Genomic DNA, 19950 nt, shown 5'->3' with positions numbered 1-19950 from the left:
ATATATTTCCTATTTCGACTATATTCTTGATTTTTCGCGGGATTGTTTCTATTTTTAACCTTCCATACATTCCATAATATGCTAGACTTTCCTCCCAAATCTGAGATACTATCTTCCTATCGTGACTGTCATTATGGATGAAAGTCGTCCATCCACAAATAAACATTTTTAAGACGGGAGGATTCAACGTGAAAACTTCGAAATGGATTACGAATGTCCGTGTTGTAGCTGAGAAAGGAATCATAGAACAAGGTTCGGTATGTGTAGAAAATGGACGGATTACTACGATTGTAGAAGGTGCCCTCGTTCACTCGGAGGGGCTTGAAATTCTTGATGGGGAGGGTAAGCTGCTTATACCTGGCATGATTGACGTCCATATTCACGGAGCGAAAGGTTATGACATGATGGATGGCACCGTTCGGAGTATCGAAGTTGTATCAGAGACATGCGCTGCTACGGGGTGTACCTCATTCTTGGCTACGTCGGTAAGCTCCAAAATGGAAGATTTACAGCGAATGATTGATAATGTCAAGAAAGTGGCAGGTAAGGAGCGAGGCGCATCGATTGTTGGGATTCATACAGAGGGTCCTTATTTAAATGTGAAACGAAAAGGGATGCAAAATGAAGCCTTTCTTAGACATCCGGATATCACGGAAATGGAGCAGATCGTGGAGCAAGCTGGCTCTTTATTGAAAATGGTCACCATCGCTCCCGAGCTCCCTGGTGGGATGGAGATGGTTTCTTATCTGCAAGAACGCGGAATTATCGTGGCGATTGCTCATTCTGACGCTACCTATGACGAAGCCACTGAGGCTTTTCGTTTGGGGGCAAGCCATATTACACATTGCTTCAACGGCATGCGTCCGATTCACCACCGTGACCCGGGTTTGGTTGTCGCTGCTTTCGAGCAGCCGCATGTTAGCTTGCAAGCGATTGTGGACCATGTACACCTACACCCCGCAATTATACGGCTGATGCATAAGATCAAGGGAGCGGAAGGGATGGTCCTTATCACGGACGCGCTCCATGCGATGGGACTGGGCGACGGGGACTACCAATTCGGCGGCCACGCAGTGAAAGTCGCTGGAGGAGTCGCACAATTGCAGGACGGAACACTCGCTTCCAGTACGGTGACGATGAACGAGGCGTTGAGAAATACAGTAGAGCTGGGCATCTCCCTAGAGGATGCCGTTACTATGGCGTCACGTACACCTGCGGATCTATTGGGTCTACCACAGAAGGGCAGGATCGCCATCGGCGCCGATGCGGACATGGTCTTGATGGATGACCAATTCCAAGTTATATGGACGATGATCGGTGGTAGGATTTACAGTTAGACGAGCTAGCGAATCGGAAATATGAAATCTCCCCATCCAATGGATGCGGGAGTTTTTTTGGTTTTATAGGGTTTGGGGGCAAGTGAGCTTGCCCCTTTTTAGCTTAGTTTGCTTTGTGGATTGTGTTGATTGAGAGTGTGAATGTGTGAGTGTGTATTTTGTGGTTATGGTTTGGTTGCGGTTTTGAATTTTATTTTGATTTTGATAGTAGCACATGTAGCTTCTCTAGGTGAGCAGTGAGAAAACTCTGTATCCATTTCTTGGTTAACTATTTCGAGGAATAAGGGGATATAAGGCGTTTATTCTCTATGCTTACTCATCATTTATGAGGCAAGTTGTTGGAACTACAACAATTTAGCTGGTTTTTTCTCACTAAGGTTGTAGATGTTGTATTTTGTGCAACAATTTAGCCGAGTTCTCATTCATAGGAGTTAGTAGGCAAAAATGTGGCTTCTCGAGGGTTATTGGGGACAAAACACAAAATTTCACTTGTAAGCGCTTGTAAAATGGTTGACAATGCAGTTTTTGTTGGTATTATGAATGTATAGGCTTCAAAAAGCCACATTGCAAGCGCTTTATATTGTGGGATTGTCGATATATACAATGTGGCATTGGTTGTCTAACCATTTTATTAGGGGGAATGAAACCGTATGAAGAGAGCAAATAAATCCATGTTGGTTCTACTCAGCACAGCGCTCAGCACCGGATTAGTGTTGACTGCATGCAGCACGGATAAAACGGCTAGTCCAAGTCCAAGTCCAAGTGCCGGAACTGGTGCAAGTCCAGCTGCAAGTACCGCGGTAGAGAAACCGAAGGGGAAAGTTACACTGGATTTCTGGACTCATTGGGGTTCTACAACACGTCGTCCTATTATTGAGAAAATTATTAGTGATTTTAATGCTTCTCAGGACCGTATTACCGTGAAACATACGTTTTTGCCTTATGGAGATGGTTGGACGAAGGAACTGGCAGCCATTGCTGCAGGTAATCCGCCCGATGTCATCATTCACGATATTAGTCAGGTTGCCCAGCGTGCAAGCAAGAAGCAAGTAACGAACCTTGCTCCGTACTTAGCGAAGGATAACATTAAAGATCGTTTCTTCCCGCACTTATTAAATGCGATGCAATACAAAAACGAAATTTATGCTTTACCATTTGTAACGGACACTCGCGTATTATTCTACAACAAAGCTGTTTTTAAAGAAGCAGGACTCGATCCAGAGAAACCGCCAAAAACATGGGCTGAGTTGGAGGAGTATTCCAAAAAAATCGATAAAATCAACAACGGTAAAATTGAGCGCTTAGGCTTCCACCCCCGCTTGGCAGGAGGTCAAGATGTTTTCCTGAACAATGCTGATGGCGGAAGACCTTGGCTGGACGACAAAGGTATTTATATCAATTCACCAAACCGTGTTGCTGCACTCGAATGGTATAACAGCTGGGATGCCCGTTTAGGTAAAAAGGAAGTTGACGCCTTCAAGGCTAGCTTCGGCAGCAAGACAAATGACCCGCTTATCGCTGGGAAATTAGCTATGAAAATTGATGCGGGCACATTCTGGACTCAAATCCGTGACTTTGCTGCTAAGAAAGAAGACTTTGGTATTGCAGCAGTGCCTGAATACAAAGCAGGCAGCGGAAACTGGAGCGTCGGTGGAGGCTTTACCATTGAAATTCCGTTTGGAGCTAAACATCCAGATGAAAGCTGGGAGTTCATGAAGTATATGACGGATGTTGATGCACAGAAATATTGGGCTCAATTCAACTTCGATAACGTATCCAATATTAAAGCATCTAATGATCCGGAGCTGATCAAGGATCCAGTTTACAAATTTACGGTTGATAACTTGAAAAATACGGTTCTTGCGCCAGTACCTGTAACAGCACCTGATTTTGCTAACTTGATGAATCCACAAATTGATGAGGCGATTCTAGGGAAGCAAAGCCCGAAAGATGCCTTGGATAAAGCTCAGAAAGCGGTTGAAGACTTAGTTAAGCAAAATACAAAGTAAGCTTTAGATCATAAGGGTGGAGTCGTAGTGTATTACTGCTCCATCCTTTTTTCATAAGCAGAAGCATTAAAGGTCAGTCTTCGAAAGAAATAGTTAAGGAGGAACACATGTGAATCCCCAAGTGAATAAGGTTATCCATCCGACAAAGAAAAGAAAGTGGTCTTTGGACAAGAAAGAGGCACTAGAAGGCTATGGTTTCGTTGCTCCGTGGTTTATTGGTTTTCTGATATTTACAGCCGGCCCTCTTTTGTTCTCTTTATACGCTAGCTTTACGAACTATGACATCACTTCCCGTATGGACTTTATTGGTTTCGACAACTATAAACGCATGTTTACGGACGATCCCTTGTTCTGGAAATCACTCAGAAATACCCTTTACTATGTTGCTCTTGCCGTTCCATTAACCACGATGGGCTCTGTGATTCTTGCCGTTTTACTGAATGTGAAAATTCCCGGCATGCGATGGTTTCGGACGATTTACTACCTACCAACTGTCTTGTCCGGTGTAGCTGTTTATATGCTTTGGATGATGCTTCTTAACCCAGATTCAGGTCTCATTAATACAGTGTTAGGCTGGATTGGGATTGAAGGACCGGCTTGGCTGACGGATCCAGCTTGGACGAAGAATGCAATTGTCATGATGAAAATGTGGGCAGTCGGGGGAGGAATGCTGCTGTTTTTAGCGGCGTTGCAAGGTGTATCCGATCATTTGTATGAAGCAGCCGAGATTGATGGGGCATCCAGCATTCGTAAGCTTTGGCATATCACTGTACCCATGATTACGCCTGTTATTTTTTTTGATGTCGTCACAAGCTTAATTGGCGGCTTCCAAATTTTCCAGGAGGGTTATGTTATGGCTGATGACCCTGGCGCTCCGGGATCTCCGGCGAACTCCCTTTTATTTTTCAATCTTCATATGTTCTTGAAAGCTTTTAAAATATTTGATATGGGATACGCCATGGCAATGGCCTGGTTCCTTTTCATCATCGCTATTATCGTTACTATCATTAATATGGTGATGTCGAAGTACTGGGTTCACTACGAAGGAGGAGATTCGCGATGACCGTCGCTGCAGCTGTAAATAAGAAATCATACCATCAAAGCCGCAAGACTAAGCAAAGGATCTCCAAATGGGTCGTAACTCTTATTCTCATTGCCGGCAGTTTGTCTTTTCTCATGCCGTTCTGGTGGATGATTCAAACATCCTTGAAATCATTAACAGAAGTTGTGACCTATCCGCCGACTTGGTTTCCTAAAAAATTCGTTTGGGCCAACTACAAAGAGGCTTGGGAAGCAGGGAATTTTGCAAGATATTCGGCCAATTCGCTGCTAATCGCTTCAACAGCCGTGTTTGCGCATGTAATTTCAAATTCATTCATCGCCTATGGCTTTGCTAAAATCCGCTTTCCCGGGAAAGGGCTTCTGTTCTCCATCATTCTTGGGACGATGATTATTCCGGGATTCGTAACACTCATTCCACAATACATTTTGTTTTCAAAATTGCATTGGGTAGGGACTTACTTGCCCTTAATCATTCCGGGTTTCTTCGGAAGTGCCTTCCACATCTTTCTCATACGTCAATTCTATTTGGGAATTCCCAATGATTTAGTTGAAGCAGCGAAAATTGACGGCGCAAACCACTTGTATATTTGGCGTTCAATTATGCTTCCGCTTGCTAAACCTGCACTGGCTACGGTGGCAATCGGTACTTTTACAGGGGCATGGAACGATTTCCTTGGACCGCTGCTCTATGTAAATGATGAATCAAAGTACACGCTGCAGCTTGGTTTGCAGGCTTTCAAGGTCAGCTCCGGCGTCAGCCAATGGCACTTACTGATGGCGGGTTCGGTTATGGTGATGATTCCGGTCATCGCAATATTCTTCATTTTCCAAAGATACTTTATCGAGGGTATGAACATCAGTGCCGGTACGAAAGGGTAAGGAGGACAATAACTTGGAACGCAAATATCGTGTTTTTATGTACCATCATACCCATTGGGATCGGGAGTGGTGGGCGACGATGCAGGATTTCCGCTTCCGCTTGGTAGAGCTTATCGATGAACTGCTGGATACGTTGGATAACGATCCGGAGTTCCGGTGCTTTTTGCTCGATGGTCAAACGATCGTTCTGAAGGATTATTTGGAGATTCGGGCGGAAAATCAAGAGCGTCTTCTGCGATATATCCATGAAAACCGTATTCAATGCGGTCCATGGTATATCCTGCCGGATGAGTTTCTCGTGAGCGGTGAGGCGCATGTGCGTAATTTGATGCTAGGTGCTCGTATGTCTGAGAAGCTCGGCTATACGAACTTGGATGTCGGTTATATTCCGGATACATTTGGTCATATCTCGCAGATGCCGCAGATTCTTCAAGGCTTCGGGATTGACAATGCGATGGTTTGGAGAGGACTAGGCGGAAGTTCACCCGACTTTAAACAAGAATTTCTGTGGGAAGCTCCAGATGGCACGCAAGTGTTCACATACTGGTTCCCAGATGGCTATTATATGGTGGATTTTCTCCACTTTGACAATCCGAACAAGACTTATGACGAAACTTACGGCAGAGTTCGTAAATCCTTGGAACGCTGGGCACCACGGGCAACAACGGATTGCTTATTAATGCCCTATGGCGGTGATCACAGGCTTATTGATGCGCGATTGCCGCGATTATTGAAGCAGGTGGGCGAAGATTTGAAAGAAATTGCGGAGCTGCATTGGGGGACAACGAAGGATTTCATCGAAGCCGTTCGCAGTCAGAATCCTTCATTACAAGTCATACATGGCGAGCTTCGTCACTTTGGCGCAGATTTACCTCATGTATTGCCCGGTGTATTGTCCGCACGCCTATATTTGAAACGACATAATTTCATCGGACAGTTGGCTTTAGAACGCTATGCAGAACCTTTCTCAGCGCTTGCCTGGCTAAGTGGTCGCAAGTATGAATCAACCCTGCTGTGGACCGCATGGGAACTTCTTGTTCAGAATCACCCGCACGACAGTATTTGTGGCTGCAGCATTGACGAAGTACATCGGGAGATGCTGCCTAGGTTCGCGCAATCCAAGCAAATCGCGGACATTTTGACGGAGAAAAGTATCCAACACATCAACAATCAAATTGATACTAGCGATTTGGAAGATGGAGATTTGGCGATTGTTATTCATAATTCACTGAGCTGGACGCGTGACGACACGGCTGCTGTCTGGATGGATCGCAAGTTAATGATTCATCCAAGAACTTATAGGATGGAGGATTCGGAAGGAAACGAGGTTCCTTTTCAGGTGAAGGAAATCAGCGGCATGAAGCCTATGACGGATAAACATTTTTATACGGAAATAAGCTTTTCAGCTGTAGATCTGCCCGGTTTTGGCTATAAGACCTATTCTTTGCGTAAAAGGGAAACAGCTAGCGACCCCAAACAGGTGTATTTCAATACCCTGCTGCCATCTGCCAAGTTGAAGGGCAGCGAAGCCGTAACGGATTTGCAGATCGGACTCAATATCTTGGAAAATGCTTATCTGCGTGTTGAAGTTAATCAGCATAACGGCACACTGCACATTACTGACAAACAAAGCGGCCTTATTTATGAAGGTTTAGGCGCCTTTGAAAGCGGAGGGGATGCCGGAGATACCTATAACTATGCAGCTCCTTTGATGGATCGTGTGCTGCGTACGTCACAAACTCCTGTTAGCGTGCACGTTTCCTCAGATGAAGTTGGTTATGCAAGAGGTACACTTCGAGTGGACATCGATTGGTCTTTGCCGAAGCAGCTTAGCGGTGATCGATTAAGTAGAGAAGCTGCCTACACAGATTATCGGATTACGAATTTTGTGACGCTTACAGCAGGATCCGCAAGAGTCGATGTGCGCACGGTTTGGAACAATCAAGCGGAAGACCATCGATTACGAGTGTTGTTTCCGCTTGGTGAGAGGTTCAAGGTTTCACATGCTGAAGGGCATTTCGATGTTGTCGCAAGAGAGGCTGCTGCCTTGGATTACGGCAATGGTTGGCCGGAAACGTATGTACAGCAAAAGCCTCAGCAAGGTTTTGTCAGCGTAAATAGCAGAGATAAAGGGATGACCATAGCCAATAAAGGGTTGACTGAGTATGACATGCTGGCCGATGAGCAGGGTACGCTGGCTATCACTTTATTAAGGGCTGTAGGCTGGTTGTCCCGAGAGGATACGCTAGTTAGGATCGGCGGCGCTGGTCCTGAAACACCTGTACCCGATGCGCAAAGTCTTGGGTTCAATGAAGCGGAGTATGCAATCATGGTCCATCAAGGAGATTGGCAGGAATCCCATATATCTCCGAGGGTTCATGAATATTTAACAGCTAGTTATGGATCGGTAACGGGGAAACATGAGGGTGTTTTGGCAAAGCAAGATGGTTGGCTGGAGGTTGAGGGAGATCATACACTCATGCTCAGCGCCTGCAAAAAAGCGGAGAAGTCAGATAGCCTTATATTGCGCTTCTGGAATGCAGCTAAAAAAGCAACCTCGGCAAAAGTGAAAATGAAGATAAAGCCTGATCGGGTATGCTGCGTGAAATTAAATGAACAGCCGATGGATACGAATGATCTCAACATGGATGCCGATGGAGCATTCACGATTCATGCGAAAGGTGCCGAAATCATTACGCTCGAAATCAGCTTTCAATCAGCAAACACCAAATAGATAAAAAAGGAGAGATCACCATGAACACTGAATTAAGACCCAAAAACGTTATTACGCTCAAACAAGCCCTAGAGGTAGCCGAAAAATACGGATTTGCAATTGGCTCGTTTTCCCCTCGCTATACACCGATGATTACGCCCGTTTTGAGGGCTGCCGAGAAGATGAAATCTCCGGCCATCGTTCAGATATCTCATAAAGAACTAATCCGATATGGGATTACACCAAAGGAATTTGCCGATGAATTTTATGAGAAAGTGGTGTCGGAAGGAATAACCGTGCCCCTAGTCCTGCATCTGGATCATACCAAGGAATTGGAGACTATCGCTCTTGCGATTGACGCCGGCTTCACCTCGGTCATGATTGACGCCTCTGAGAAAAATTTAGAGGACAATATTAGCACTTCCAAAGAGGTCGCTGATTATGCCCATGCGAAAGGTGTTTCCGTTGAAGCGGAGCTCGGTATGATCGGAACGACAGATTTCGTGGAAACGGATAAAGACGAGGAGCTGTATACCGATCCTCAGGAAGCGAAACGTTTCGTGAATGAAACGAATATTGATGCATTGGCGGTTTCCTGCGGGACAGCCCATGGCGTATATATGGTCAGACAGCCTAAGATCGACGTCGCTCGATTGCAAGAGATCCGTTCCCTTACGCCCGTACATCTTGTACTGCATGGCGGTTCCGGTGTACCTGCCGAAATGATGGAAGGAGCCATTCGCCTTCCAAGCGGCGGTGTGAGTAAAGTGAATATCGCAACGGATTTGGAGCTATCTTTCCTAGGGGCATTGGGACGGGAAGAGAGACTGACGAATGAAGAATGCAAAGCATTGGAGTCTTCTCTTTTGGAAAAGGGGAGAGCCGCTGTTGAAAGCACGGTCATCGATAAAATGATTCATTTCTTAGGAAGCAAAGCGAAGGCAGATCATTTTGTTTAAGTGATTAAGTGATAAATGGCTGAGGATGGGAGCTTATATGGATAAAAAGGTGATTTGGAGCATCGGATCGACGGAAAGCGGTGCAGAAGATCTTTTTGATAATTATAAAGATCCTAATCGACTCGGGGATATTGTATGGGATGCTGACGCCAAATGTAGTGCAGAACGGGGCACGAAATGGCCGATGTTTCATCCCAGTGAAGCAGACCCCGATAGTGGATACAAGCTGCATCCGTATACGATTCATTTTAATATGGAGGAACAGCTTGCCGAGGACTATGTTCTAGCCATTGACTATTTAGTGATTGCGCCAAGAGTTTCCTATCTAGAAATCAAGGTGAATGGCATTTCCGGCTTTGCCTATGTTCGTCCTGCCCCGTCTCAATCCGGAGAAATTGCCTTACAGTCCGGTCTTCATACGACGATTTATGCCGACGGCAGGGCAGAGGTTATCGTACCTGGTCATTTGCTCCTACGTGGGAAGAACACCATCGAGCTAACCTGTCATGATGGCGGGGAGACGATGGTTATCGAGCGGATCGAGGCGATTAAACGCTTGGACCGCATGGCGAATGGAGCAGGGTTACTTTATCAAAAGCTTGCTTTTTCACCAGTTGAGAGAAGGAAAGATGCCGTGTTGAATCACGTAGAGGTTCAATCTACAGTGCTTTATAAGCGGTCAGCTTCAGAGGAGCTCGTGAATGTTTGCTACTTATATCTGGAACTTGCCGCCAGCCTGACCAATGGTGACTTCACTTTGCAAATAAGTGGATCGAACGGTAGGAAAGAGTATGGATTCGGAATGTCCGCCGTTGCTTTGGGTCACGTTCAATTCACGTTTGAATGTTTTGACGGGGAAGGTCCGGTTACGTACCTCTTAGAAGGCGAGATGGATGGGAAGCCCGTAAAATGGGAAGGCAGTTTTACTCGAAGAAGGAAGTGGAAGGTGTACATAACACCTCACGCGCATACGGACATTGGCTACACCCACCGACAATGGGAGGTAGCCGAGCGGCTTTGCCGCAATGTGGACACCGCTTTGGATCTCATTGAGAAAGAAGCTGAATCCTCAGAACCAGCCTTTACTTATCATTTGGATGCAGGCTGGGTGCTGGAAACGTACGCAGCCACTCGGGATGACCGAAGAAACAAGCAGCTAGTTAAGGCCTTACAAGCAGGGAAAATTAGCCTAGCAGGCAATTATGCCGATTTGTTGACGCAAATTGCAGGGCTTGAGGATTTAATTCGCAATCATGAATTTGTAAATGATTTACTTCAGCCGGCAGGGATGAGACCGAAAGTTAACGCCGTTGTGGATGTAGCTTCGTTAACGAGCTCCCTTCCTGCGATCATGGAAGGCAGCGGGATCAAGTATTTGATTCATGCGAATAATCAGGATCGCGGGCCGTTTCGTTTGAATGGCGGGCTGCACAAGCTATCCCCCTTTTATTGGGAAGGCCCCCAGGGAGGCCGGGTTCTTTGCTGGCTAGCCAAAATGTACTGCGAGCTGCGCAAAGTATGCGGCAGTCCGCCAATGGTGACATCCGCTGAACGTGGCCTTGATATGTGGTTGCAAGAATATGAAAGAGAAGATTATGCGCCTGATGCTGTTCTATTATACGGGCAGGAAGCCGACAATACAGATTTAGATCCACAGCCGGTTGACTTTGTTAAGGAGTGGAATCGAGTTTACGCTTTTCCGAAATTAATTGCATCGGATGTCAGTGACTTTTTCGAATATGTGGAAAATGGGTACGGTTCTAAGCTGCATACCGTCAAAGGAGACGGAGGCGCTTATTGGGAGGATGGTGCTGGATCATCGATTGCGCCCACTATCCAAACAAGGAAAGCGCAAGCGATGCTGCCCTCTGCTGAAAGGCTGGAAGCACTCGCTGTTATTCACAATGAGGGATGGTCATATCCGCTTAAGCAATATGATAAGGCATGGCGGGAGCTGCTGCTATATGTCGAACATACCTGGGGCGCCTTCTTAAGCGCAACGGAGCCGGAAGCGCTGCTGCAACAGGATCAATGGGCTGTTAAACAGCATATGGCCGATAGCGCCTATCAATGGGCGAATCGATTACTTCATACTTCGGCAACGAGGCACAGTTTGAATTGGAACAACAACGGACGAGAGGTTGTCGTGTATAATCCGCACAGCTGGTCCTTCAGCGGGAAGGTGCAGGTCGAAATCGCTCCGCAGGAAATCGTCTTGCATCCGGTGACGCTAGCAGAGCTCCCGATGCGTTACATCAAAGTTCTTGCCTCGCAAGCAATTGTCGAGTTGTGGGTTGATGATCTACCGGGGCTCAGCTATCAGCGGTTTCTTTTGCAGGTTAGGGAAACTGGTAGCGTTATTGATAAGCCTGCAGACCCTGCAAACCAAGTGGCATCAACGCTCAGTATGTATACGATGGAAAATGATACTTATCGGATAACGATCGATTTGAATCGCGGGTGTGTATCGAGCTGGGTCGATAAGACACTTGATCAGGAGCTTGCTGATGCGTCCAGTCCTTGGGGGTTTGGTCAATTATTGTATGCGGAGGGCGGGGAAGGCACAAGGCTGATGAGCAATCAGGCCGACTTGCCGGATGGTAATCCGCAGGTGTTGAGTAATTTTACATTCATCGAAATGACATCGGACACATATTCGTATGAGCAATCCGTCAAGCTGCGAGGCACAGTGCCTTACGGTGAACTGGAGATGGAATGGACGCTGCATGATCGCGCCAAGCAAGTGGAAGTGAGCTACAGCTATACGAAGGAAGAGAGGCTGAATAAGGAAGCCGTCTATATTGCATTTCCGTGCAATTTGCCGGATGCGCAGGTCCTTTCGGATTCTCAGCTTGGTTGGGTAGATTGGGATAAGGACCAGCTTCCCGGGGGCTGTAAAGAATGGATTCCTTTGCAAACAGGCATCATTGTCCAGAAGGAATATGCCGCCGTTCACATCGCTTCTCCAGATATTCCATTGTTCTGTGTAGGGAATATTGTGCAAGGGAAGTGGCCTAAGGAGATGAAGTTGAGCGGAGGAACCGTACTCTCCTATGTCTTAAATAATTACTGGCATACCAATTATAAAGGCTCACAGGGTGGAACGATCCGCTTCCGCTATGTCTTATCCAGCGGTAAGACGCAGCCTTTGGATCAGGCCTACCGCAAGGGATGGCAAACGAGACAAAGCATGTACGCGCAGCGGATGAGCTTTCAGGATTTCCGTGAAGTGGCGGAGCCCTATTCAAGGGAGTCTGGTGGCACATTGGCAGAGCTGAGCACTGATCAAGCGGTTATTACCACTTGGAAAAAGGCTAGACGCGCTAACGGTTTTATTGTAAGACTGCAGGAAATTGCAGGATGTGTGCAATCGCCAACTCTGTTCATTCCTGGGAAACGGATTGCGGCAGCTTGGCTCACAGACCTGCTCGAGAATGAACGCAGTGAGCTGCCGATTGAATCCGACGGTTCCATTCGAATCCCGATTCAACCATGGGGATTATCTACGGTGCGGATTGAAATGGTGTGAAGCTTCCATATATTGGATCGAACGAGGGGAAATGGAACGACAGAGGGCTCGGACATGATCAAAGGGAACGAGGATTCGTTAATTAGTGAAGTAACTGTTTTTTCGAACGTAAGGGGAACATGGATGCGTTATTTTGCCTTTTTTGCGCATGAAGTTGAACAATTGACACCTGAGGCCAAGTCTCTGGTTATTTTTAATAAAGGTGGAACCTCAAATGACTAAAGCTGTTAAACTCGCAGAAGATTTCTATGTTGTTTCTGGCGACAAGTTGACTCATCCGTGGGATGCGAGTGCTTATTTGATTACTGGCAAAGAACCTCTGCTAATTGACTGTGGAGGCGCAGATGGATATCCGGCGTTAAAGCGCAACTTAGGAGAACTTGGGGTGCAGCCGCAAGAGATTACAAAAGTAATAGCTACTCATGGTCATTGGGATCATGTATCTGGCTTTGCACAGCTGGCACAGGAAAGCAGCGCTGAGTTGTGGATTCATGAGGCAGATCTGGAGCAGGTGGAGCAAGGCGATCCCGAACGAACAGCAGCGTTTATTTACAATAAGCCTTTTCCTGCTTTGCAGGTTCATCGGAAGCTGATGGATGGGGAAACGCTGCAAGTAGGCAGGTTCAACTTAGAAATCATTCATACGCCCGGTCATTCACCTGGAAGTGTTTCCCTTCTCCTAACGGATGGCATTCATAAAATTTTAGTTGCCGGGGATACCTTGTGGGGTGGCTACCATCCCCGAATCGGTTCCAATATAGACGCATGGGGACACTCGCTGGATAAGCTGTTGACCTATGATTTTGACTTGATGACCTTCGGTCATTTGCCTCCGACGTTGGTTTACGATGCCAAAACGAAAGTAGCCGAGGCACGGAAGCAGCTGGGTGTTTATTTTAACCCATGGTTCAAGCCTTTGTACGAGACTTTCCAATATTAAGTTCACGCCAAAATCAGTTAAGGTAGGGGAAATTATGAAGCAGAAGAAACTTTACATGATCGGGAATGCCCATCTGGATCCAGTTTGGCTTTGGCAGTGGCAGGAAGGCTTTCAGGAAACGAAAGCAACCTTCCGATCGGCTCTCGATCGAATGAAGGAATATGATGATTTTATTTTCACCTCGAGCTCTGCTGCAAACTATGAATGGGTCGAAAATAACGACAAAAAAATGTTTGAAGAAATTAAGGAACGCGTAAGAGAAGGGCGCTGGCAAATCGTTGGCGGCTGGTGGGTGCAGCCGGATTGCAACATTCCCGGTGGGGAATCGTTCGTCCGCCAAGGCTTATATGGCCAACGTTATTTCAAGGAGAAATTAGGCGTAACCGCGAAAGTGGGTTATAACGTTGATAGCTTTGGACATCACGGCATGCTGCCGCAAATTTTGCTCAAAAGCGGGATGCCTTATTATATTTTTATGCGTCCTATGCCGAATGAGAAAGGCTTGCCGGGCCGTCTATTTCACTGGGAATCGGATGATGGCAGCCGTGTGCTTACTTACCGGATTCCCTTTGAGTACTGCACATGGGGCAAGGACCTTGAGAAGCATGTTCGCCGTTGTATGGAAGAGCTGAAGGATCCATTTGGCAACTTAATGGTCTTCTACGGGGTTGGTAACCATGGGGGAGGTCCGACGAAAGAGAACATCGACAGTATCAAGCGGATGAATGGGCAGCCTGAATTTCCGACGATGGAGATGGCTGCGCCGAATGAATTTTTCGCCGATATGGAAGCTATGCAGCTGCCAATTCCAGTCGTCCACGACGATCTTCAGCATCATGCCAGTGGTTGTTATGCCGTTCATTCGGGCATTAAGCATTGGAATCGGCAAGCTGAGAATAAACTCATTGCTGCAGAAAAATGGTCTTCATTGGCTGAATTAATCACAGGGCAAGCCTATCCAACAGATTTTCATCGTGCATGGAAAAATGTTTTGTTTAACCAATTCCATGATATCCTTGCCGGAACTAGTCTTGAATCGGCTTATGAAGATGCTCGAAACATGCACGGAGAAGCGATGACGATTGCCGAGCGTGGTTTGAACTATGCAATTCAATCGATTTCCTGGAAAATCGGTATTGAACAGGAAGATGGCATGAAGCCAATCGTTGTGTTTAATCCACATTCTTGGGAAAGCACTGTTAATATCGAGTTAGAAATTGGCGGCATCAAGGATACGACGATATTGGTAGATGAGAACGGCAAGCAGGTTCACTTCCAATTGGTGCAATCTCAGGCAACGGCTGGCGGCAGATACCGTCTTAGCTTTATTGCCCAGCTGCCCTCCATGGGGTATCGGGTGTATAAGGTGCTCACAGCTTCGCTGGAACCCAAATTGGCATTACAATCTATCAAAGCGAACGACTATGCATTGGAAAATGATAGATTCCGCCTGGAATTCGATCCGAAGACGGGCTTTATCTCCAGCCTAATGGATAAGAAATTAAATTACGAAGTGTTCCGCGGACCCGCGGCGAGACCAGTTGTTATCGAAGATAAGTCTGATACTTGGAGTCATAATGTTCTTCATTTTAGCAATAAGGTTGGCGATTTCATGGCGACGAGCGTTCAGCGCGTCGAGCATGGCCCAGTTAAATCAGTCATCCGAGTCACAAGTGTTTATGGCAGCTCCAAGATCGTGCAGGATTTCACCATGTATAAACAATTGAACTATATCGATGTCAAAGTGACAGTGGACTGGCGTGAGCAGTTTAAGATGTTAAAATTGGTATTCCCAATTCATTTAGTATTTACGAAACAGACATATGAGATCCCATACGGCTTTAAGGAACGGGAGCATAATGGTGAAGAGGAGCCAGGCCAAAGCTGGGTAGATTACGGCGGTATTTTGCGTGACATCGGTGAGTACGGAGGGACTTCCTATGGTGTTTCCCTTATGAACGATGCGAAATACAGCTATAGCATAATGAATAAAGAGCTGGCGATGACGGTGATTCGCAGCCCAATTTATGCCCATCATGATCCTGTGGTTCCCGAGCCTCAGGGGAACTATTCCTTCATCGATCAAGGCATTCAGACGTTTAATTACAGACTGCTGCCGCATCAAGGCAGCTGGGAGCAAGCTGGAACGGTCAAGCATGCACTGGAGCTCAATCAGCGTCCGATCACGATTATCGAAACTTATCATGAGGGAGAGCTTCCACAGAAAGATTCCTATTTGACAGTAGATAAGGACAACATCATCGTCAGTGTAGTGAAAAAAGCCGAAGAAGGCAGCGATCTGATTATCCGCGCTTACGAGACAACGAGAGAAACGACCGAAGCGACCATTCGTTTACCTCACTTTAATCGGGAAATTACAGCTACATTTGGTCCTTGTGAAATTAAAACCTTCCGTGTTCCTGCCGACCCGAGTCTATCGGTGATGGAGACGGATTTAATTGAGTGGTAAGGCGGTGTCTGGGATGGCTGTAAAGCAAATTAGTTTAAACGGAAGCGATTGGCTTTTCAAAGATTTTTTGGGTGAGGACTGGATATGGCGAAATGCAGAAAAACCAGACTCCAAGGATCGTCGTTGGTGGAGGAAAGGGACGGTTCCAGGAACAGTCCTCTATGATCTTTGGCAAAATGGCGAGGTTTCGGACCCCTACTTTGAGCGTAATAGTCTTTTGGCGGAATGGGTGCCTGAACGAGCGTGGATTTATAAAAAAACGTTCGACATTGATGCTTCATTGTTTGGTCAACGTGTCCAGCTTCATTTTAAAGGTGTTGATTTTGAAGCTCAGTTCTTCCTGAATGGTGCTAAAATTGGTCATCACAAAGGCATGTTTACGGCAGCCGTATTTGATGTTACGGCCATCCTTCATTATGGCGGGTCGAATTTATTGTCTGTTGTGATTGAAAAAGCGCCGGATGAACAGCCGCAGGTTAGCAAAACGAGCTATGTTCGCGAGCACAAAAGCCGGATGACATATTGGTGGGATTTCTGTCCGCGGATGATACATCAAGGGATATGGGACGATGTGTATTTGGATGTCACTGGTCCGATACGTATCGAGGATGTCTATGTGAGATCAACACTTTCCAATGATTTTGGACTAGCAAACCTTACGATAGAATCGACGATTTCCTCTGAGAAACAAGCGGAGGTCCGCATGGAGACCTGCATTTTTTCGGGTGATGAGCATATAAGTTCTGTCGTATCCGACCACTTGGTATGTGAGGGGGGAAATAAGTTTAGCTCCACTGTAGAACTTAACGATCCTCGTCTATGGCAGCCGAACGGTTCGGGAGAAGCCCATTTGTATCAAGTCCGAATTAACGTAATAGAAAGGTTAAATGAGCCTGAGGGGCAAGCTGGCTATCAGCACAGTTCAGTCAAAGAAACAACTTTTGGCATTCGATCAGTTGAATGTCAGCGGAATGAAACACCGGATCCAACGGCAAGGCCGTATGTACTAGTGGTCAATGGGCATAAAACGTACATCAAAGGCTGGAACTGGGTGCCTATGGATGTCATGTATGGTAGAGAGCAGCCGGCTAAACTAGAAAGACTGTTAACGTTGGCGAAACAAGCGGGAGTTAATATGCTGCGAGTATGGGGTGGAGGTCTGATTGAGAAGGATGCCTTCTATGAGCTTTGCAATCGTTACGGCATCATGGTTTGGCAGGAATTCATCCAATCCAGCTCTGGGATTGCGAACAAACCGAGTGAAGATGAGAATTTTATCGCGATGATGGTGCAGGAAGCCGAACAGATCATTCCGAGAAAGAGAAATCATCCTTCTCTCATTCTGTGGTGCGGAGGCAATGAGCTGCAGGATAGAGACGATCGGCCGCTTGACGATGCGGAACCGGTTTTGGGAGCCCTTAGACAAGTGGTTGAAACTCTTCATCCAGATGCACTTTGGCTTCCTACATCGCCTACCGGTCGATGCTTTTCGAATACGCTGGACAACATCGAGCGGGATCCAACTGGACTGCACGATGTGCATGGTCCTTGGGAGTTTCAGGGATTGTCACAACAGTACGAGCTCTATAACAAAGGAACCTCTCTGCTTCATAGTGAGTTCGGCGTAGAGGGTATGACGCATTTAAAAACGCTGAACCATACGATTTCGGATGTTAACCAATGGCCAGCAACTCGGGATAATCCGGTTTATTTTCACCGTGGTTCATGGTGGATTAATGAACCTATGATTCAGTTCTCCTTTGGAAATGAGCTTCATCGTCCTGAGGAGCTGATACGCGCAAGTCAGTTTCTGCAAGCAGAAGGACTCAGGTATGCGGTAGAATCCAATCTTCGACGGATGTGGCAAAATAGCGGAACACTCCCGTGGCAGTTCAATGAGCCATTCCCGAATGCTTATTGCACTTCAGCGCTTGATTACTTTACGAACCCTAAGCCGGTTTATTACGCGATGGCTGGAGCCTATCAACCTATACAAGTTTCGGCCAGCTTTGCAATGATTGCATGGGAAGGTCAGGAAACTTTTAAAGCGGATGTATGGGTTGCTCAGTCAGATAGGATCGAACGGGGAGAGTTAACCTCACAATGGTGTTTAGTTGGCGAAAGCGGACACGTCTATTCGGAAGCCGAATGGCAAGGAAAAGTGGTGCCTAATGCTGCCACCAGACTCGGGGCGTTTGAACTGTCCCTCAAGCAGCTGCAAGAGGATGTGTTCTTTTTCCGCATTAATTTGGTAAACGCCGCGAAGGAAGTCATTAGCAGTAATTGCTATCCTTTTAGCGCTACAGCTAATTTGGTGCCGATGTTAGCACTACCCCAAACCAGCATACAGGTGGAGAAAACGATTTCGGAGGACGGGGCATGCTGGCAACTTCAACTTACTAATGCAGGCACACGGGCAGCCTTTCTTGTCCATCTGGAGGATACTCGTCCGGTAACAGTAGATGGCTACGTTTATTATACGGATAATGATTTCTCCTTACTTCCAGGCGAAAATAAGACGATTAACGTCCGGTGGAGCTCCATTCCTGAAGCAGACAAGAAACTGAACATATCTGCTTGGAACAGTCAAGTTCAGCACATTTTATAACTTATAGGACTTAATAGCCTCTCTTCTACTGAGGGCTTTTACGAGGATCGCTCTTGACAACCCTTCTAAGAAAAGCGATATTAGAATTTGCATATCTACATTGAGAAATCCCCAATCAGAAATCCCTTTCTGATTCGGAAACTAATAGTGTAAAGTATTCGAGGATTAGAGGGGGATCAAATTATGATTGCTATACATCGCAGAACCAAAATAAAAGAAATTCTCTTCCAAGAACGCAGTGTTAAAGTAGCGGATTTGGTGAAGGAATTCAATGTCTCGGAAGAAACCATTCGTCGCGATCTGAACCAATTGGAGCAGGAAGGCATCATTCAAAAAAATTACGGCGGCGCCATTTTGATAGAAGAATTGCAAAATAATTCACAAATTATCCCTCCAGTCGAGCAGCGGAGATTCCAATTTTACGAGGAGAAAGATGCGATCGGGAAAATGGCCGCTTCGCTGGTGGAAGGCAATCAAATCGTCATATTAGACGCTGGCTCAACAACTTGGTGCGTGGCTCGTCATCTACGTAATGTGCCGAAGCTAATGGTGGTTACGAACGGAACGGATGTAGCGGAGGAAAGCAGTCATAATGAAGATGCTTCCGTCTTCGTTATTGGCGGCAAGCTAATTAAGAAATCGATGAGTCTTGTTGGTCCCCAAGCGGAATTAGAGCTGCAAAAATATAATGCCGATTTCTCCTTTCTGGGCGCCTCAGGTATATCCATGCGTAAAGGGTTTACAAGCTCTGATCTCTACGAAGCTGAAGTAAAACGGGCCATGATATCAGCAGGACAAAAGATTGTCATTGTTGCCGATCACAGCAAATTCGAGCGACAGGGACTGATCTCTTTTTCCAACTTTCAAGATGTTGATATTCTGGTTACTAGCGACCTAGTAGAACCGAGTATTCTTGATGAAATCCGCCAGTGCGGCGTGCAGGTGATTGTTTGTCCTGTAAAGGAATTGATCCTAAATGAAGATGAATGAGAGTTATCGTAATAGGTAGGAATAGTGGGTGGTCCGAAAGAAGCCTTATTGGCATCTAGGGCGCCCACTTTTATTATAGAATGCTACCTTTTGGATGGAAGTATTCGTCCAATTGCTTATTCCGGCATTTTCAGCTTCTCAGATTCTTTCGGCTCGCAAAGCTCTCCCGTAAGCGCGATTTTCGCGCTTATTGCTCGGGCGCTCGTGAATAAGCGCGATTTTCGCGCTTATTTGTTCAGATTTGCTTGTTTTGGGTTTGAGCGAGCTTAATGAGAGGAAACAATTGTGGTTGTTGTAAGCCTGCAATTGTACATTCTTTTTTTCTTCCAATTGCTCCTGTTCGTACATTCCTGCAATAGTGCAGGCTTTTACGGTCTTATTTTAATTTCGGGATGGAAAAGATAAAATTCCTGCAGAATAGCAGGCTTTTTCTCTATTCAAATGATTTTAGCAA

The 19950-nt window shown here is 46.2% G+C and carries 12 protein-coding genes; all 12 read left to right on the top strand.

The features are described 5' to 3' along the window. Positions 1-188: 188 nt before the first annotated feature. The 12 genes from nagA (at position 189) to NYR53_RS22485 (ending at position 19496) form a co-directional block, all read left to right on the top strand. Positions 189-1337, top strand: coding sequence for an N-acetylglucosamine-6-phosphate deacetylase (gene nagA, locus NYR53_RS22540; RefSeq protein ID WP_261301394.1), 1149 nt, complete (start codon positions 189-191; stop codon positions 1335-1337). Positions 1338-1987: 650 nt separating this feature from the next. Beyond that, positions 1988-3346: an ABC transporter substrate-binding protein gene (locus NYR53_RS22535; protein WP_261301393.1), complete on the top strand. Its 1359-nt coding sequence runs from the start codon at positions 1988-1990 to the stop codon at positions 3344-3346. 109 nt (positions 3347-3455) lie between these two features. Then, positions 3456-4409: a carbohydrate ABC transporter permease gene (locus NYR53_RS22530; protein ID WP_261301392.1), complete on the top strand. Its 954-nt coding sequence runs from the start codon at positions 3456-3458 to the stop codon at positions 4407-4409. Further along, positions 4406-5287 (top strand): carbohydrate ABC transporter permease, encoded by an 882-nt coding sequence (locus NYR53_RS22525; RefSeq protein ID WP_261301391.1) that lies wholly within the window; start codon positions 4406-4408, stop codon positions 5285-5287. Before NYR53_RS22530 ends, NYR53_RS22525 begins: the two co-directional genes overlap by 4 nt. A 13-nt stretch (positions 5288-5300) precedes the next feature. Beyond that, positions 5301-8021 carry an alpha-mannosidase gene (locus NYR53_RS22520; protein WP_261301390.1) on the top strand — a complete coding sequence of 907 codons (2721 nt, stop codon included), beginning with the start codon at positions 5301-5303 and terminating at the stop codon, positions 8019-8021. Positions 8022-8041: 20 nt separating this feature from the next. Further along, entirely contained in the window at positions 8042-8959 is a 918-nt protein-coding gene (locus tag NYR53_RS22515; protein ID WP_261301389.1) for a class II fructose-bisphosphate aldolase, read from the top strand. A gap of 37 nt (positions 8960-8996) precedes the next feature. After that, entirely contained in the window at positions 8997-12488 is a 3492-nt protein-coding gene (locus NYR53_RS22510; protein ID WP_261301388.1) for a glycoside hydrolase family 38 N-terminal domain-containing protein, read from the top strand. A gap of 12 nt (positions 12489-12500) precedes the next feature. Further along, positions 12501-12710, top strand: coding sequence for a hypothetical protein (locus tag NYR53_RS22505; protein WP_261301387.1), 210 nt, complete (start codon positions 12501-12503; stop codon positions 12708-12710). Then, positions 12703-13428, top strand: a complete 726-nt coding sequence (locus NYR53_RS22500) for an MBL fold metallo-hydrolase (protein ID WP_261301386.1) — start codon at positions 12703-12705, stop codon at positions 13426-13428. The genes NYR53_RS22505 and NYR53_RS22500 overlap by 8 nt, the downstream gene beginning before the upstream one ends. Before the next feature lie 34 nt (positions 13429-13462). Beyond that, positions 13463-15898, top strand: coding sequence for an alpha-mannosidase (locus NYR53_RS22495; protein WP_261301385.1), 2436 nt, complete (start codon positions 13463-13465; stop codon positions 15896-15898). A 13-nt stretch (positions 15899-15911) separates the two neighbouring features. Further along, positions 15912-18506 carry a glycoside hydrolase family 2 protein gene (locus NYR53_RS22490; RefSeq protein ID WP_261301384.1) on the top strand — a complete coding sequence of 865 codons (2595 nt, stop codon included), beginning with the start codon at positions 15912-15914 and terminating at the stop codon, positions 18504-18506. Between the two features lie 183 nt (positions 18507-18689). Further along, positions 18690-19496, top strand: a complete 807-nt coding sequence (locus NYR53_RS22485) for a DeoR/GlpR family DNA-binding transcription regulator (protein ID WP_261301383.1) — start codon at positions 18690-18692, stop codon at positions 19494-19496. Positions 19497-19950: the final 454 nt, after the last annotated feature.

The organism is Paenibacillus andongensis (assembly GCF_025369935.1).
GTDB lineage: Bacteria > Bacillota > Bacilli > Paenibacillales > NBRC-103111 > Paenibacillus_E > Paenibacillus_E andongensis.
The sequence above is the reverse complement of the archived record's forward strand: the minus strand, read 5'-3'. Positions and strand labels throughout refer to the sequence as shown.

What these genes read in the sequence shown, in the direction of transcription:
- NYR53_RS22500 (WP_261301386.1), top strand. Translation starts at nt 12,703, where the DNA reads ATGACTAAAGCTGTTAAACTCGCAGAAGATTTCTATGTTGTTTCTGGC.
- NYR53_RS22535 (WP_261301393.1), top strand. Translation starts at nt 1,988, where the DNA reads ATGAAGAGAGCAAATAAATCCATGTTGGTTCTACTCAGCACAGCGCTC.
- NYR53_RS22485 (WP_261301383.1), top strand. Translation starts at nt 18,690, where the DNA reads ATGATTGCTATACATCGCAGAACCAAAATAAAAGAAATTCTCTTCCAA.
- NYR53_RS22510 (WP_261301388.1), top strand. Translation starts at nt 8,997, where the DNA reads ATGGATAAAAAGGTGATTTGGAGCATCGGATCGACGGAAAGCGGTGCA.
- NYR53_RS22515 (WP_261301389.1), top strand. Translation starts at nt 8,042, where the DNA reads ATGAACACTGAATTAAGACCCAAAAACGTTATTACGCTCAAACAAGCC.
- NYR53_RS22525 (WP_261301391.1), top strand. Translation starts at nt 4,406, where the DNA reads ATGACCGTCGCTGCAGCTGTAAATAAGAAATCATACCATCAAAGCCGC.
- NYR53_RS22495 (WP_261301385.1), top strand. Translation starts at nt 13,463, where the DNA reads ATGAAGCAGAAGAAACTTTACATGATCGGGAATGCCCATCTGGATCCA.
- NYR53_RS22490 (WP_261301384.1), top strand. Translation starts at nt 15,912, where the DNA reads ATGGCTGTAAAGCAAATTAGTTTAAACGGAAGCGATTGGCTTTTCAAA.